Here is a 16,149-nt window from a genome sequence, read left to right on the forward strand (position 1 = left end):
CGTACTTCAGCATCAGCAGAGGAACCGCATGCCCATACGCACCGATCTCCGGCTCGCCGTCGCGACGGCCGTCACCGCGTCCCTCACCGGAGGGCTGCTCGGACTGACGACGGGGACGGCGACCGCTGCCGTACCGGCGAAGGCCGCCGCCAAGCCCGCGAAATATGCCGACGACTTCAACGGCGACGGCTACCGCGACTACGCCTTCGACAACCGCTCCAACGGGGTGGTCGTGACCTATGGGACCGCGAGCGGACCCGGCACGAAGACGTTCACGTTCGACCAGGACAGCCCCGGCATCCCCGGCTCCCGTACCGGGAACGACGGCTTCGGGTGGGCGATCGCCAACGCCGACTTCAACAGCGATGGATACGCCGATCTCGCCGTCTCCGACCCCGGGGAGAAGGTCGGCAAGCACAAGAGCCGGGGCATGGTCGTCATCGTCTGGGGCTCGAAGTCCGGACTGGGATCGAAGGCGAGCAGCCTCGCGGTGAAGTCCCCCTGGGAGCACCAGAGGTTCGGCCGCCACCTCGCCACCGGGGACTTCAGCGGGGACGGGAAGCCGGATCTCGCCCTCACCGACACCTGGTCCGTCCATATCTACCGGGGCGGCTTCTCCTCGAAGACCGGCGCCACCGGCAAGGTCAGCACGTTCGACCGGCAGCACGACCATATGCTGGAGGCCACCGCGCTCGCCGCCGGGAAGGTCGACAAGGACAAGGCCACCGATCTGTACGTCATCGGCGTGGGCTACCGGAACGACCGCCACACCTCCGGCACCTGGTTCCTCAAGGGCGGCTCGACGATCAAGCCGGGCAAGGCCGCGACGTACAACTCCTCCGCGCCGAACTACCGGGCCACCGGGGTCGTCGCGGACTTCGACAAGGACGGCTACGGCGATCTCGCCGTCAGCGACCTCCCGTACAAGAAGGACAGCGGGGCGGTCGTCGTCCTGCGCGGCGGGAAGGACGGGCCGGGCACTTCGTACCGGCTCACCCAGGACACCGCCGGGGTGGCCACCGCCGCCGCCAGCGGTGACTGGTTCGGCTATGCGCTCTCGGCGGGCGACACCAACCGCGACGGCTACCCGGACCTCGGGGTCGGCACCTTCGAGACGCTCGGGAAACTGAGGAGCGCGGGCGGGGCGCATGTCCTGCACGGCGGGAAGAAGGGACTGACCGGCAAGGACTCCCGCTGGTTCACCCGCGCCACCATCGGGGTTCCCGGCGAGGCCCGTGAGGGCGGGCTCTTCGGCGAGGGCGTGCGGCTGCGCGACTTCGACCGCGACGGCGACGCCGATCTGCTGATCTCCGGCGACAGCTTCGCCGGGGAGTACGACGGCACCCTGCTGGGCGGCAGCCCGCTCGGGGTCACCACGGGGCAGATCCGCGAGGTGGGGATCACCGCGCAGTTCCCGCAGTAGGACCGCCGGTGCCCGCGTCCCGGCCGGGGCGCGGGCACCGTCGCGTGATGGGGAGTGCCGGAAGAGCGCCCGGTGCCACGCTTGATCATCCCTCGCGGAGGGTGGATGTCGCAGGCTTGGCGAAAGGGCTCGGATGACGAAGGCAGCGGGACGCGCGAGAGGTTTACGGAAGCTGGGCAGGGCCGCCGCCATGGCCACTGCGGTGGCCGGGATGCTTCTCGGGTCGGCGGGCGTGTCGAGCGCCGCGCCGGAATCGAGCACGGCGCAGTCCTCAAGCACCGCACGGGATTCCGGCACCGCGCAGGAGTGGATGACGCGGGCGAAGCTGGACCAGGTCCAGTTCGGGATGACCCGCCAGCAGGTACTGGACATCGTCGGCGCGCAGACGTGCGAGACCGGCGGAAAGCTCGGACACAATCTCCACTGCCCGAGCCAGCCGTCGGGCAGCCCCTACGCCCTCTTCGAATTCACCGGCGCCGGCCTCGACGGGCTGGTGAAGACGAAGATGCAGGACGGGCTCATCCCTCCGGCCACGCCGACGCTCACGCTCAGCAAGTACAACCAGACCGCCCTGGGCATGAGCAAGGCCGAGGTCCTGGCGATCGTCGGCCAGGGCTCCTGTGTGCCGTGGAGTGAGATGTACCCCGCCTACCCGTCGACAGCCGGGGGGACCATCGCTCTGGCGTGCTACGAAGTGGGCGGCTTCGACCCGGGCAAGCTGGGCACCGGGTCGGCCTACTTCTGGTTCACGGACGACGTCCTTGAGTACTCCAGGGAGTGGTACCTCGACTGACCAGGCCCTGGCCCTGAGCGCAAGGGATTTCCCACGGACTGCTGAACCGACCAGATGATCCGGAGAGGGTACGCACAGATGCTGAAGACAGAGGGACGCGCGAAGACCGCCGCACGGAAGCTGGGCAGGGCCGCCGCCATGGGCGCGGCGACAGCCGGGCTGGTTCTCGGCTCGGCGGGCATGTCGAGCGCCGCGCCCGGGGACATGACGCGGGCGAAGTACGACCAGATCCAGTTCGGGATGACCCGCCAGCAGGTGGTGGACATCGCCGGAACGGGAACCTGCGAGACCAGCGGGTCGTCCGGAACCTCCTTCCACTGCCGGAGCGGCCCGAGCGGGGACTACTTCTCCTACGCCAACTTCGGTTTCACCTCCGCCGCCGCCGACGGGAAGCTGAACTCGAAGAGCCAGGAGGGGATCGTCCCGCCGGTCGCTCCGACGCTCACCCTCAGCAAGTTCAACCAGGTCACCGTGGGCATGACCAAGGCCCAGGTGCTGGCGACCGCGGGCCAGGGCTCCTGTACGACGTGGAGTGAGCGATACCCGGCCTACCCGTCGACCGCCGGGGTGACGATCAGCCTGATGTGCTTCGATGTGGACGGCTTCAATCCGGGCGGGCTGTCGAGGGGCTCGGCCCACTTCTGGTTCACGGACGGCGTCCTGGACGGAAAGCGGCAGTGGAGCCTCCAGTAGAGGGGCCCATTCACAGGCCCGCCAGGAACTCCCTCAGCGCCGGGGCCATCGCCTCCCCGAGATCCTCGGCCGTGAGCAGCTCGTGAGAGAGCGTCACTGAGCCGAGTACGCCGTGCGGGATGGCCGTCGCGACCTGTTCCGCGAGGGCCGTGGGGTGGCGGACGTCCGCGCCCGGGACGATCAGCACCGGGGCGCTGATCGCACGGAGCTCCGCCACCTCGCGGAAGGCCCGGTCGCGGCCGATCGCACAGAAGGCCGCGACGCCGGCCGGTGAGGAGGGTCGGGTGATCGGTGCGCACCCGTTGTGGCCGCTCTTGGTGGAGCTGTTCCGCGCTGAGGCGCACTGTGATCCGGACCCTGCCGCCCTGGGAGTCGTCTGCGGTTGCCCGGAACACTTCTGACCACCGCCCCCGGCGGCTTCCCTGACCGGGTGGCCGTCGGGGGCTTCTTAACCGGCTCCTAGCCTCCTTGGACACCCCGCACGAGCAACGTGCCAGTGCGCCGGGTTCCCGGGGGCGGAGCGATGACGGAGGCGGACACGTCCACGTATCCGTACTCCTTGAGGATCAGCACCCAGAGATCTGGTTCGTAGTCCCACCGTTTGACGACAGCGGGGTCTTCGTCGGACCCGCGAGGGATGTACGACGCCTGGCAGCCGTAGCACCCCTCGATCGGGGGGCGCTGGGACATGGCGAACACGCCACCGGGCTTGAGGTTCGCATGGATGATCGGCAGCAGTAGGCCGGGGTCCGAGAACCAGCCCGCGCCGAAGACGCTGTAGATCGCATCGAAGACCGTATAGGTCTCTCCCAGATAGGCGAGCGCGTCGCCCTGGTGCAGCTCCATCCCGTCCACATCCGACCATCGGTCCCGCGCCTTCGCGAGCTGCTTGGGAGAGAGGTCGATTCCCACCGCCCGCATGCCGAGGCTGGCGAGGTGCGCCGCGTTCCCACCTGCGCCACAGCCAAGGTCAAGCGCGGCCTCGCCCGGCTCCAGAGCAAGTACCTCGGCCCCGGGGCCGTGGTCGGCATACTGCGTCCAGTTGAACCATGTGGACTCGCCACGGGCGTTCGTGGGGCGCCTCTGGGGCTTGGTCTGCGCGTACTCATCCCAGGCAGCACTACGGGTGTCAGACACTTCGCTTCCGTTCTCGTTCGCGGGCACAGCCGCCCGGCGTGGGGAACCGGGCGGCTGGCCGACTGGGTGGGCGGTGCTACTTCTTCCCGCCGACGGGGCTGTCGGTGCAGCCAGCGTGGCACTGCGAGCATTCCGCCGCGCCCTCGTTGGGCCAGAACTCGGCGTCGATGGTGAACCCGGCCGCACGGATGGCAGACGTGGTCAGGGCCATGGCGGAGCGGCCGGCCTCGGGGTTCGATCCGCCCTCGTCCTCGTCGGGGACGTGGTGGATGTAGTCCACGCCGAGGGACCTGGAGAAGGCGACGTAGGGCACGGTGCGCTGCACGAAGGCGTGCCAGAACAGGTCCACCCGAAGGGACGGGGTGAGCGGCTCGTTGCTCCGGGTGCTGGTGGCCAGGAAGGCCGCCGTCTGGTCCACGCCGCGCTCGCCGAGGTCGTCGGTGAGGTCGGGCCAGGTCTTGCGTACGTCCTTGATGAGCAGCGCCCGAAGTTCCGGGCTGATGAGGCTCTGAACCTCGGTGGGGCTGTACTGCGTGATCGTCACGTCTGTGCCTTCCTCGCCAAGGGACGGCGGTAGCCGGTCCCTGCGGATGGTGCGTGAGCGGTCACCGGTCGCCCGGTGGAGGCTCTGGGCTTCACGCTGCCGGTACCGATGGCAAGAGTCCGCACGGACCGCAAAGGAGGGCACGACATGGACGCAGGAGCAGGCGGGGTCACCTCCGCCGCTGTAGGTGCGCAGAAGGCTGTACAGACGACTGACGAGACGTTCTCGGGTGTGTGGCTCAGCCGCTATGAGTTCTACTCATCCAGCCGGGCGGAGACGTACGAGGGCAAGCACTACGTCGTGATCGTCCAGCACGGGAACCGGCTGACCGCTCAGAGCCTGCCCGGGGCCAGCAGCAACCCGGACAGCCCGCTCACGCTGGATCTGACCGTTGACCGCAACGTGGTCACCGGGTCGTGGGTCGAGCAGACCGCTCCGGACGGCTACTACAACGGCGCCCGGTACCACGGGGCCGTTCAGCTCCTCGTAGAGCCGACCGGCCGACGCATGGCCGGGAAGTGGGTCGGGTTCGGGAAGGACTTCGATGTGAACACAGGACCGTGGGAGCTGCGTCTAGTCGACCGGTCCACCAGCAAGGCGACGTTGGAGCGGTACAGCAGCCCGCCGGAGTGAGGCGCCGCCCGTCCCCTGCCCCGTCTGGCAACCGCCGGTCGGGGCTTCGTGCTGTCCGGGCGACTCTCGGCACGCGCGCCAACCACCGGTGTACGGTGCCCCGGTAGGCATATCCCGACGGGGTACCTGATGGGACCAGGTGTGGCGGGCCGGGTCCGGGCAGTGGGAGCGGCCCCAGCCCCGGATGTCCGGGAGGATCACGGTGTGACGGTCCGCGAGGCGGTCGGCCAGCGGGATCAGGCTCCGGTGGTCGGGGCCGGTGCCGTGCAGCAGGATCACGGCCGGGCCGCTGCCCGTCGTAGCAGGGCCGGTGCTCGTCGTATACGCGTGGAGCGCACAGCCGTCACTGCCCCGGTACGTCAACTCGCTGATTCATGCTCCTCGTTCGGGTGGTTCCGTCATCCTCCTCCGACGGCGCGGGACGGCGTCGTCGGAGCGAGGGGAGCAGCGGGACCACGGCGAGGACGATGAAGCCCACGCCCACCCACATCGCGGCGCGCACCCCGGCGAGTTCGCCGATCAGCCCGGCCAGGGCCGAGCCGAGGGCGAGCGCGCCGAAGAGCATGAAGCGGAAGGTGGCGCTGGTGCGGCCGAGGAGGGCGTCGGGGGTCAGTCGCTGGCGTACGGTCACCGCCAGGACGTTGTCGACGCCGAACTTGAACGTCAGCAGAGCCCAGCCGCACGCCGAGAGCCAGAGCCAGCCGCCCCGGTCGATCAGGGGGATGGCGAAGGGCGCGGGGACCAGGCAGAGGCCGACGACGGCGAGGGTGCGGGTGTAGTCGCCGCCCATGCGCCGGGCGAGGGGGCGGGCGCAGCGGGAGCCCAGCAGGGCGCCCGCGCCGCCCGCCGCCCAGTACAGGCCGAGGACGCCTGCCGACAGGCCCAGTTCGCGGGTGAAGACCACCGGCAGCACGGTGTTGATGAGCTGGACGCCGAGGTTGAGTAGGGAGCCGGCGACGGCGAGGGCACGCAGTTCGCGGTGGCCCAGGACATGGCGGAGGCCCTCCGCGATCTGGGTCGTCAGCCGGGGCGGGCGCGCTGTGGGCTCGGGGAGCGGGACCGGGCGGATCGCGGTCAGCCGGAGGGCGGAGGCGAGATGGAGCAGCACCATGGCGACGGTGGCGATGGGGGCGGTGAGCAGCTGGACGATTCCGCCGCCCGCTCCCCTGCCCGCCATCTGGCCCACGGCCTGGAGGCCGACGAGCGCGGCGTTGGCGGGTATCAGCCTCTCCCGGCCGACCATCGGCGGCAGGATGCTCTGGTGGGCCACGTCGAAGAACACGGTGGCGCAGCCGTTGAGCAGGACGACCGCGTACAGCTGCCAGATGGTGAGGGCGTCGAGCCACCAGGCCAGGGGTATGGAGGCGAGGAGGGCGGCGCGGGTCAGCTCTGCCGTGATCATGACGCGCCGGTGGCGCATCCGGTCCACCCAGGCTCCGGCGGGGAGTCCGATGAGGAGAAAAGCCGCCGTCATCAGGGTGACGAGGACGCCGAGTTCCGCCGGACGGGCGTCGAGCGCGGTCACGGCGATGAGGGGTAAGGCGAGGTAACCGATGTTCACGGCGAGGTTGTTGAGCACGACGGCCGAGAACAGCGTCCGGAAGTCGGGTAACCGCCAGGGGCTCTTTTGAGTCATGGACCTTACCTTGTGGGGGGTCCAAAATCCGCACCAATGATTTAGTGTCGGCTGAATGGTGCAAGTGGGACCTGCCCAAGGCGGCACGGTCGAAATCGAGTTCACGGCCGAAGACGTGGCGCGTACACGGTTCGCCGTCTCCCCGCTGTGGGAGGTGGTGGCCAGCGTACGGGTGCTCAAGGGCGCGGACGACCAGGGCGTACACCGCCGCTGGGCCGAGCAGGTGCGGCCGTTGCTCGCCGCCGCGAAGGTGGATCTCACTCCGCTCTCGCGGCTGATCGCCTTAGGCGCGGAGTGCGTTCCGTCCTTTCTGGTGCCGCCGCCGACGACTCCGCAGCCCTCGCTGGAGGTGGAGCTGGCGGCGCTGCGGGCGACCCCGCTCGAACTGCTGCGGACGACCACGCCCGGGGTGCAGGAGTGCGCGGCCGAGCTGCGGGAGAATCCGGGGCGGGAGCTGGGGCGGCTCGCGGAGGTGATCGCCGCCTACTGGGAGGTGGCGCTCGCGCCGTACTGGCCCCGGATGCTGGCCCTGTTCGAGGGCGACATCCTGAACCGGGCGATCCACTTCGCCGAGGGCGGGGCGCGGCGGCTCTTCGACGACTTCGGGCCGCAGGTCACCTGGGATTCGGGCACCCTTCAGCTGGTGCGCCGGTCCAGCCGGGGGCGGCGGGAGCTGGGCGGGCGGGGGCTGCTGCTGGTGCCCTCCGCGTTCGTCTGGCCGAGGATCTTCTCCAATCTGGGCAGCGGGGACTGGCAGCCGACGCTGCGCTATCCGCCGCGCGGGATCGGCACGCTGTGGGAGCAGGGCCCGCAGCCCTGCTCCGACGCGCTGGCGGGGGTGCTGGGGCGGACCCGGGCGCGGCTGCTGGCCGAGCTGACCGCGCCCGCGTCCACCACCGACCTCGCCCGCCGGATCGGACTGTCGGCGGGCGGGGTGTCCCAGCATCTGACGGCGCTGCGGGCGGCCGGACTGGTGAGCGCGCACCGCACCGGGCGGGTGGTGCTCTACGCCCGGACGGGGGTGGGCGAGTCGCTGGTCGGGGACGGTCGGAGGTACGGGGTGTAGGGGTGTAGGGGTGTAGGGGTGTAGGCATACAGCCGTACAGGAGCCGGTCAGAGGTACTGCGCGTACTCGTCCAGGGTGCGCAGCACCTCGGGCGCAGTGGCGGGCGGGAGCTGGAGTACGACCTCCTCGACGCCGAGGTCGGCGTAGTGGGCGAGCTTGCCGGGGGTGGGGAGGACGGCGTACGGGACGGCCTGGAGCGTCCCGGGGTCCCTGCCGGCCTTCTCCCAGGCGGCGCGGAGCACGGGGAGCCACTCCGTCAGGCCCCTGCCGCCGATCGGGATCCAGCCGTCCGCGTCCTGGGCGACCCGCTCGAAGACGCCGTGGCCCGCCGCGCCGCCGAGGAGGATGCGGGGGGCTCCCCCGGCAGGCTTGGGGTGGGCATGGGAGGCGCGGACGGAGGCGTACGCGCCCCGGTAGAGCGTCGGTTCGGCGGCCCAGAGGGCGCGCATCACCGCCAGATGGTCCCGGACGATGTCACGGCGGGCCGTCCACTCCACGCCGTGGTCGGCGGCCTCCTCCCTGTTCCAGCCGTAGCCGAGGCCGAGGGTGAACCGGCCGCCGGAGAGATGGTCCAGGGTGGCGATCTGCTTGGCGAGGACGATCGGGTCGTGCTGGGCGAGGAGGGTGATGCCGGTGCCGAGGCCGAGCCGGGTGGTCACGGCGGCGGCCTGGGCGAGGGCGACGAAGGGGTCGAGGATGCGGCCGTACTCGCGGGGGAGTTCGCCGCCCATGGGGGCCGGGGTGGTCCGCTCCACGGGGATGTGGGTGTGCTCGGGGAGGTAGAGGCCGGCGAAGCCCCGGTCCTCCAGCTCGCGGGCGAGATCGGTCGGGGCGATGGTCTCGTCGGTGAGGAAGGCTGTGGCGGCGATGCGCATGAGGGGCCTCTCGGAGTGAGGTGAGCTGCGGTGCGGTGCCGTGCTGGGCTGGGCCGTGCGGTGCGGTGCGGTGCCGGGCCGTGCGGTGCAGTGCCGTGCTGGGCCTGAAGGTCGTGTCTTCATAGCCGGGCGCTCTTGACGGGCGCTGTAGCCGTCGTACCGTCGCCGTACCCGCGCACGCCCCTTCGGATTCCGAGGAGCCCGCTCAATGCGCCACATCGGTGAGCAGACCGCAGATGACGGCAAGGACGGCACAGACGGCAAGGGGGGCCACGGCATGGGCAGACGCGGGCTGCTCACGACAGGGGCCGCCGCGGCCTTTACGTTGGGGAGTGTGAGCTTCGCGCGGGCGACGCCGGACGGGGACGGCTCCGGGGAGCGGACCGAGACCGTACGCGGGGTGCTGCCGCCCGGCTCGCCCGACTACGTCTATCTCCCGGTGGAGGTGCCCCGGGGGGTGCGCGAGCTGTCCGTCTCGTACAGCTATGAGCGGCCCGCCGTCCCGGCCGGGACCCCGGGCAACGCGCTGGACATCGGGATCTTCGACGAGCGGGGCACCGGGCTCGGCGGGGCGGGGTTCCGGGGGTGGTCGGGCGGGGCGCGGACGGAGTTCTTCATCCGGGCCGACGACGCCACTCCCGGGTATGTGCGCGGGCCGGTGCGGGCGGGGACCTGGCATGTGGTGCTCGGTCCCTACACGGTCGCGCCGCAGGGGCTGCCGTACGCAGTGAAGGTGACTCTCCGCTTCGGGCCGCCCGGCCGGACGCCCGCCGCCGTGTATCCGCCGGAGCGGGCCGCCGGGCGGGGGCGGGCCTGGTACCGGGGCGACTGCCATCTGCACTCGTGGTTCTCGGACGGGCGGCGCACCCCGGCGGAGATCGCGGCGCTGGCGCGGGCGGCGGGGCTCGACTTCATCCACACCTCCGAGCACAACACCCACGCCGGGCACGGCCACTGGGCGGAGCACGCGGGGGACGATCTGCTGATCCTGACCGGGGAGGAGGTCACCACCCGCAACGGGCATGTACTGGCGCTGGGGACCGACCCCGGGACCTTCGTCGACTGGCGGTACCGGGCCCGGGAGAACCGCTTCGGGCGCTTCGCCCGGGAGATCCGGCGGGCGGGCGGTCTGGTCGTACCGGCGCATCCGCACGCCGGCTGCGTCGGCTGCAACTGGAAGTTCGGCTTCGGCGAGGCGGACGCGGTGGAGGTGTGGAACGGCTCCTTCACCGCCGATGACGAGGTCTCGCTCCAGGCGTGGGACGGGGCGCTGGCGCGGGGACGGTGGATTCCGGCGATGGGCAGCAGCGACGCGCACCGGCACCCGGACCCGGTCGGCACGCCCCAGACGGTGGTCCTGGCCGATGAGCTGTCGCGTACGGCGATCCTGGCGGGGCTGCGGGAGGGGCACAGCTATGTCGCCGAGTCGTCGGCGGTGTCGCTGTCGTTCTCGGCGTCCGTCCCGGCGTCCGTCCCGGCAGCCGGCGGGCGGGGCGGGAGCGCGGGGATCGGGGAACGGCTGCGGGTGGACGACGGCGCGGCGGTGACGGTCCGGCTGGAGGTGACGGGCGCGGCGGGATGCTCGGTGCGGCTGGTGACCGATCAGGGGGTGCTGCACACCTCCGCGCCGCTGGGGGACGGCGGGGCGGGGACGGTGGAGTGGGGGACGACGCCCCGGTACGCGTCCTATGTACGGGCGGAGGTGCGGCATCCGGCGACCGTGGCGGGGGTGCCGGGGCGGCTCGCGGCGTTCACGAATCCGGTGTTCCTGGGGGGCTGATCCGAGGTTCCCGGGGTGCCTCCGAGGCGCTCCCGGGAGCCTGGCGCCGGGACGGAAGGTCAGTCCTTGACCACCAGGGACGGGGTGTCCCGGGTGAGGATCTCGCCCCGGAAGAAGGCCGGGCTCCTGCGCTGCATCACCAGCATGATGATCACGCCGAGGAGCAGCAGGCCCACGCCGATCACGAAGACCGAGCCGACGCCGAAGACGGCCGAGCCGCTGCCGTAGGCCGGGTCCCACATGTCGTAGAGGGTCTTGGCGAAGACCGCCGCCAGCAGCAGTCCGCCCACGACCGGGAAGAGGCCCTTGAAGACCAGGTCACGGGCCGAGCGGGTCAGCTCGCGGCGGAAGTACCAGGCGCAGGCGAAGGCCGTGATCGAGTAGTAGAAGCAGATCATCAGGCCGAGCGCGTAGATCGTGTCGATCAGTACGTGCTCGCTGACCAGCGTCATCACGGTGTAGAAGACGCCGGTCGCGATGCCCGCCACCACGGTGGCCCGGCCCGGGGTCTTGAAGCGCGGGTTCACCCGGGCGTACGACGGCGGCAGGGCCTCGTAGGCGGACATCGCGAGCACCGTGCGGGCGACGGGGATGAACGTCGTCTGGAGGCTGGCGGCGGCCGAGGCCAGCACCGCCACGAAGAGCAGGATGCCGAGGCCGGGGCCCATCACCGGGCCCGCCAGCGCGGCGAAGACATTGTCGGAGGTGTCCGGGTTGGCGAGGCCGAGGCCCTTGTCGCCGGAGCCCACGGCCATCTGGGCGGCGACGCCGGTCGCCAGATAGGAGCCCACCAGGACGACCATCGCGATGAGGGCGGCGCGGCCCGGGGTCCGGTCGCGGCCCGTGGTCTCCTCATTGGCGGTGAGACAGGCGTCCCAGCCCCAGTACATGAAGATCGACAGCGAGAGGCCCGCGGTGAAGGCGGCGAAGGACTGCACCGCGAACGGGTTCAGCCACTCCATGGAGAAGGAGAGCGAGGTCTCGAACTCGCCCGCCTTGCTCAGCGCCATGGCGATGAAGACGCCGAGCACCAGAAGCTGTAGGCCGACCAGGGCGTACTGCACGCCCTTCGTCGCGGTCATGCCCCGGTAGCTGATCGCCGTGGCCGCCGCGATCAGGATCAGCACGGTGACGATGTGCACGGCTTTGTTTCCGTCGAGCGCGGCGATGGACTCGCTGCCGGTGATCTCGCCCGCGAGCAGCCAGAAGAAGGAGGTGGCGACGCCCGCGAGATTGGAGAGCACGATGATCGTCGCGATCACCAGGCCCCAGCCGCACATCCAGCCGACCCGGGGGCCGAACGCCTTCACCGTCCAGGTGAAGGAGGTGCCGCAGTCCGGCATGACCCGGTTGAGCTCGCGGTACGCGAACGCCACCAGCAGCATCGGCAGAAAGCCCGCCAGGAAGACCGCGGGCATCTGGAGTCCGACCTCGCCCGCCGTGGAGCCGAGCGTGGAGGTCAGACAGTAGACGGGGGCGACGGTGGAGATGCCGATGACCGCGCTGCCCATGAGGCCGACGGAGTTTCCGCCGAGCCCCTTGGTGCGTACGCCCCTGGTCCCGTCCGGGCTGCCCCCTGCACTGTCTCCGGCCAGGGGCCGCGCATCCAACTGAGTCATGAACAGGAGGTTAAATGCTGCGGTTTCCACATACGGAGCAATATCCTCCGGATGCTCTTCCTTGGATTTAACGGGGCATTAGCGCCAGTTGCCTGCACATAGAAGAGTATTCACGGGCTTCAGTGCCGCGTTGCAAGGATTATGCAGGGTTTCTACAGATGCGATAACCGCAGCACTGACCGTTTTGCACCATTTGAAATTTTCCCTCGGCCTTGTCCGTGCGCCGCGCCGTGGGACTGTGGGACCGCGGCCGATGCTCACAGTATCCGCCCATGTGGCGGGAGTGACCAGGGTGGCGATGACATGGGGCTGACGGGCGGGGGCGGGGCGCGCTGTGGTCGGAGGAGGCGACCGCTGGCCGACCGGTGGCCGACCGGTGCACGGATCGTCAAGGGACCGGACATTCTGAGCCAACTCTTCGCGGTGCGGTGAACCTACGCTCGGGTTCAGGGCGCCGCCTCGGGCGCCCACGACCCGAAGGGAGACAGCCTCATGAGCGCACGCCACGGGCTTCCAGCGACGCCATCGCCCTCGGCGGAGGAAGACGACCACTCCTGGGATCCCGGGTAACAGACCGGCCACCCCCGAGGCCCCGACCACCCAGGGCCCGGCCGGCGCCCCCGAGCCGGCCGCGCTAGGTCTCCCTGACGCTTGGCTTCAAGCGCCCCAGACCAGCGCCTGCGTCTCGCTGTACGCGTGCAGGGCGTACGAGCCGACATCCCGGCCGACTCCGCTCTTCCGGAACCCGCCGAACGGCGCTTCCATGTTCCGGCCGACCGTGTTCACCCCCACCCCGCCGGAGCGCAGCTGCCCCGCGACCCGGAAGGCCCGGGCCACATCGCCCGACCAGACATAGTCGAGCAGTCCGTAATCGCTGTCGTTGGCGAGCGCGACGCCCTCCTCCTCCGTATCGAAGGGGACGACCACGACCACCGGGCCGAAGATCTCCTCCCGGACGATCCGCATCCCGCTCGCGCAGTCGGCGAACAGCGTCGGCGCACAATAGAAACCGCGCTCGAACGCGGGCCGTTCGCCGCCCGCCACCAGCCGCGCTCCCTCCGCGCGGCCGAGCTCCACATAGGACTCCACCCGGTCGCGGTGCGCGGCCGAGATCACCGGGCCGACCACCGTGTCCGGCTCCGCCGGATCGCCGATCCGCAGCCGGGCCAGATACGCGGCCAGCTTCCCCACCAGCCGGTCATGGACGGCGCGCTGGACGATCACCCGCGTCGGCGCGGTGCAGATCTGCCCGCTGTAGAAGGAGAACGTCGTGCCGATGGCCGCCGTCGCCGCGTCCAGGTCCGCATCGTCGAAGACCAGCGCCGCGCCCTTGCCGCCCAGCTCCATCAGCTGGCGCTTCAGCGCGCGCCCGCAGACCTCGCCGATCCGCTGCCCGACCGCCGTGGAGCCGGTGAAACTGACCATGTCGACGTGCGGGGAGTCGACGGCCGCCTCCCCCACATCGGACCCGGAACCGGTCACCACATTGACGACCCCCGGTGGAACGCCCGCCTCCGCGAGAGCCTCGGCCATCCGGTAGGCGGAGAGCGGGTCCTGCGGCGCGGGCTTCACCACGACCGTATTGCCCATGGCGAGCGCGGGCGCGACCTTGCCCGCCGGATTGGCCCAGGGGTTGTTGTACGAGGTGATACAGGTGACGACCCCCACCGGGCGGCGCACCGCGAGCGCGCCGATGACGCCCGCCCGGCCGAACGGGCCGGCCGCGTTGATCTGCGGGGGCAGCGGCTGCTCGACGGGCTCCAGCGCCCCCCTGGCGTACCGGCGGAACCGGGCCGCGGCCACCGCGACCTGCATCCCGCGCGCGACGGCGGCAGTCGCGCCGCTCTCGGACCGGGCGAGATCGGCGTACTCCCGCGCGTTGCGCTGGACGATGCCGGCCGCCGCGTCCAGAATCCGGGCGCGCTCCTCGGGGGGCGTACGCGACCAGGCCGGGAAGGCGTCCCGGGCGGCCTCGGCGGCGGCGTACACCTGCTCCCTGCTCGCCTCCGGCGCGAGGCCGACGAGCCGTTCGGCGGCGGGGTCGACGATCTCGTAGTGGCCGCGGTCGGGTTCGACCCACTCGCCGCCGATGAAAAGCCGCTGCGCCGTCATCCGGTCGGCACCGTCCTGGTGTCGCGGCCCGAGCGCAGCACCCTGCCGGGGACCGCGCCCGTCACCCGGTCCTCGCGGATCGTCTCCACGCCGTTGACCCGGACGGAGACGATCCCGATCGCCTTGGCGTCGAGCCTGGGGCTGCCGCCGGGCAGATCGTGGACCAGGGCGGCGGGGGCGGCGTCGATCCGCGCCGGGTCGAAGAGCACGAGATCGGCGTGGAAACCCGGCTGGACACGGCCCCGGTCGCGCAGTCCGAAGAGCCGCGCCGGATCGTCGGTGAGCATCTTCACCGCCTCCTCCAAGGGGACCAGCCCACGGCCCCGCAGACAGTCGCCGAGGAAGCGGGTCGTGTACGGGGCCCCGCACATCCGGTCCAGATGCGCGCCCGCGTCGGAGCCGCCCAGCAGCACGTCCGGGTGGCGCCACGTGCTCTGCCGCAGCTCCCAGGAGGCCGGGTCGTTGTCGGTGGGCATGGGCCACAGCACCGTACGCAACTCGTCCTCGGCGCAGATATCGACCAGACAGCGGAACGGGTCCTGGCCGCGCTCGGCGGCGATGTCCCGTACCACCCGACCGGTCAGGCCCCGGTTCCGTACGGAGTAGGTGTCGCCGATGACATAACGGCCGAAGTCGGCGAGACGGCGGAAGACCCCCGCCTCCGGGGAGTTCGCGCGGCGGAGCAGCTCGGCGCGGACGGCGGGGTCGCGGAGTCGCGCGATCCGCTCGGGGACGGGGAGGGCGAGGGTCTCGCCCCAGCCGGGGATGAGGTTGAGCGCGCAGAACGTGCCGAGCGACATGTTCATCGGGGTGAGGATCGGCATCGTCAGGGCGACGATCCGGCCGCCCGCCGCGCGGGCGCGCTCGCCGGCGGCCAGCTGGCGGGGGACGCGTTCGGGGACGGCGGCGTCGATGGTGAGAACGTTCCAGTTGAGGGGGCGTCCGGCGGCGGCGGTCATCGCTGTGAAGAGGTCGATCTCGTCGTCGCTGAACTGGTCGAGACAGCCCGCGACGATCGCTTCGAGCTGGGTACCCTCGTGGTCGGCGACCGCCTTCGAGAGCGCGATGGGCTCCTCGGGGGGGGCATGGCGGGAGGCGACGGGCACGCCGTCGCCGTCCGTGTGGGTCGACGACTGGGTGGTGGACAGGCCCCAGGCGCCCGCCTCCATCGCCTCGTGGCAGAGATCCAGCATCCGCCGGAGCTGCTCGGGGGAAGGCTGTCCGCCGATCGCGTCCGGGCCCATGACATGGCGCCGCAGGGCGCAGTGGCCGACCATGAAGCCCGCGTTGACGGCGATACGGCCTTCGAGGGCGTCGAGATACTCGCCGAAGCCGTGCCAGTTCCAGGGCGCCCCCTCCTCCAGGGCGACCAGGGACATGCCCTCGACCTTCGACATCATCCGGCGGGTGTAGTCGGCGTCCGCGGGGCGGTCGGGGTTGAGCGGGGCGAGGCTGAAGCCGCAGTTCCCGGCGGCGACGGTGGTGACGCCGTGGTTCAGGGAGGGGGTGGCGTAGGGGTCCCAGAAGAGCTGGGCGTCGTAGTGGGTGTGGGGGTCGACGAAGCCGGGGGCGAGGACGAGTCCGGTGGCGTCCTCGCTGGTGGCGGCTTGTTCGGTGAGGGCGCCGGGGGCGGTTATGGCGGCGATCCGGCCGTCGCGGACGCCGACGTCGGCGGGGTAGGAGGGGGCGCCCGTGCCGTCCACGACGGTCGCTGAGCGAATGAGGTGGTCGAGCATGAAGGTCCCTTCCGGGGGCGCTCTGGGGGAGGGCCCGCTCTGGGGCTGTTTCTGGTCGGGGGTGGTGCGGGGCGGGGGTGCGGGTGCTTCGGGGCTGGGCGG

Annotated in this window: 13 protein-coding genes and 1 pseudogene; 6 read left to right on the forward strand and 8 right to left on the reverse strand. The window is 71.2% G+C overall.

Features of this window, described 5'->3' with window-relative positions:
• The first annotated feature begins 28 nt into the window (after positions 1–28).
• The 3 genes from FF041_RS13890 (at position 29) to FF041_RS13900 (ending at position 2,909) form a co-directional block, all read left to right on the forward strand.
• Positions 29–1,423, forward strand: coding sequence for an FG-GAP repeat domain-containing protein (locus tag FF041_RS13890; protein WP_153523134.1), 1,395 nt, complete (start codon positions 29–31; stop codon positions 1,421–1,423).
• A 190-nt stretch (positions 1,424–1,613) separates the two neighbouring features.
• Positions 1,614–2,216, forward strand: coding sequence for a BLIP family protein (locus FF041_RS13895; protein WP_228388194.1), 603 nt, complete (start codon positions 1,614–1,616; stop codon positions 2,214–2,216).
• Positions 2,217–2,294: 78 nt separating this feature from the next.
• Positions 2,295–2,909, forward strand: coding sequence for a BLIP family protein (locus FF041_RS13900; RefSeq protein ID WP_153523136.1), 615 nt, complete (start codon positions 2,295–2,297; stop codon positions 2,907–2,909).
• 10 nt (positions 2,910–2,919) lie between these two features.
• Here FF041_RS13900 and FF041_RS13905 read toward each other — a convergent pair whose 3' ends face one another.
• From FF041_RS13905 to FF041_RS13915, 3 genes are all read right to left on the reverse strand, one after another.
• Positions 2,920–3,126: a hypothetical protein gene (locus tag FF041_RS13905; RefSeq protein WP_228388195.1), complete on the reverse strand. Its 207-nt coding sequence runs from the start codon at positions 3,124–3,126 to the stop codon at positions 2,920–2,922.
• Between the two features lie 242 nt (positions 3,127–3,368).
• Positions 3,369–4,046 carry a class I SAM-dependent methyltransferase gene (locus FF041_RS13910; protein ID WP_323391845.1) on the reverse strand — a complete coding sequence of 226 codons (678 nt, stop codon included), beginning with the start codon at positions 4,044–4,046 and terminating at the stop codon, positions 3,369–3,371.
• A gap of 76 nt (positions 4,047–4,122) precedes the next feature.
• Positions 4,123–4,590: a hypothetical protein gene (locus FF041_RS13915; protein ID WP_323391846.1), complete on the reverse strand. Its 468-nt coding sequence runs from the start codon at positions 4,588–4,590 to the stop codon at positions 4,123–4,125.
• Positions 4,591–4,650: 60 nt separating this feature from the next.
• Here FF041_RS13915 and FF041_RS13920 point away from each other — a divergent pair.
• Positions 4,651–5,223, forward strand: a pseudogene (locus tag FF041_RS13920) (XRE family transcriptional regulator); the annotation flags it as partial.
• 343 nt (positions 5,224–5,566) lie between these two features.
• Here the strand turns inward: FF041_RS13920 and FF041_RS13925 are convergent.
• Positions 5,567–6,859: an MFS transporter gene (locus FF041_RS13925; RefSeq protein ID WP_153523138.1), complete on the reverse strand. Its 1,293-nt coding sequence runs from the start codon at positions 6,857–6,859 to the stop codon at positions 5,567–5,569.
• Between the two features lie 55 nt (positions 6,860–6,914).
• Between FF041_RS13925 and FF041_RS13930 the strand changes: the two genes are divergently transcribed.
• On the forward strand, positions 6,915–7,925 hold the full coding sequence (locus tag FF041_RS13930) for an ArsR/SmtB family transcription factor (protein ID WP_153481671.1): 1,011 nt from the start codon (positions 6,915–6,917) through the stop codon (positions 7,923–7,925).
• Between the two features lie 47 nt (positions 7,926–7,972).
• Here FF041_RS13930 and FF041_RS13935 read toward each other — a convergent pair whose 3' ends face one another.
• Positions 7,973–8,800, reverse strand: a complete 828-nt coding sequence (locus FF041_RS13935; RefSeq protein WP_153523139.1) for a TIGR03619 family F420-dependent LLM class oxidoreductase — start codon at positions 8,798–8,800, stop codon at positions 7,973–7,975.
• 277 nt (positions 8,801–9,077) lie between these two features.
• Between FF041_RS13935 and FF041_RS13940 the strand changes: the two genes are divergently transcribed.
• Entirely contained in the window at positions 9,078–10,580 is a 1,503-nt protein-coding gene (locus FF041_RS13940) for a CehA/McbA family metallohydrolase (protein WP_153523181.1), read from the forward strand.
• Positions 10,581–10,639: 59 nt separating this feature from the next.
• Here the strand turns inward: FF041_RS13940 and FF041_RS13945 are convergent, their stop codons facing one another.
• The 3 genes from FF041_RS13945 to FF041_RS13955 form a co-directional block, all read right to left on the reverse strand.
• Positions 10,640–12,199 carry an APC family permease gene (locus tag FF041_RS13945; protein ID WP_153523140.1) on the reverse strand — a complete coding sequence of 520 codons (1,560 nt, stop codon included), beginning with the start codon at positions 12,197–12,199 and terminating at the stop codon, positions 10,640–10,642.
• A gap of 657 nt (positions 12,200–12,856) precedes the next feature.
• Positions 12,857–14,311 carry an aldehyde dehydrogenase family protein gene (locus FF041_RS13950; protein ID WP_153523141.1) on the reverse strand — a complete coding sequence of 485 codons (1,455 nt, stop codon included), beginning with the start codon at positions 14,309–14,311 and terminating at the stop codon, positions 12,857–12,859.
• Entirely contained in the window at positions 14,308–16,047 is a 1,740-nt protein-coding gene (locus FF041_RS13955) for an N-acyl-D-amino-acid deacylase family protein (RefSeq protein ID WP_153523142.1), read from the reverse strand. Before FF041_RS13955 ends, FF041_RS13950 begins: the two co-directional genes overlap by 4 nt.
• Positions 16,048–16,149: the final 102 nt, after the last annotated feature.

Origin of the sequence: Streptomyces jumonjinensis (assembly GCF_009600885.1) — a bacterium.
In the GTDB taxonomy this organism is placed as follows: domain Bacteria; phylum Actinomycetota; class Actinomycetes; order Streptomycetales; family Streptomycetaceae; genus Streptomyces; species Streptomyces jumonjinensis.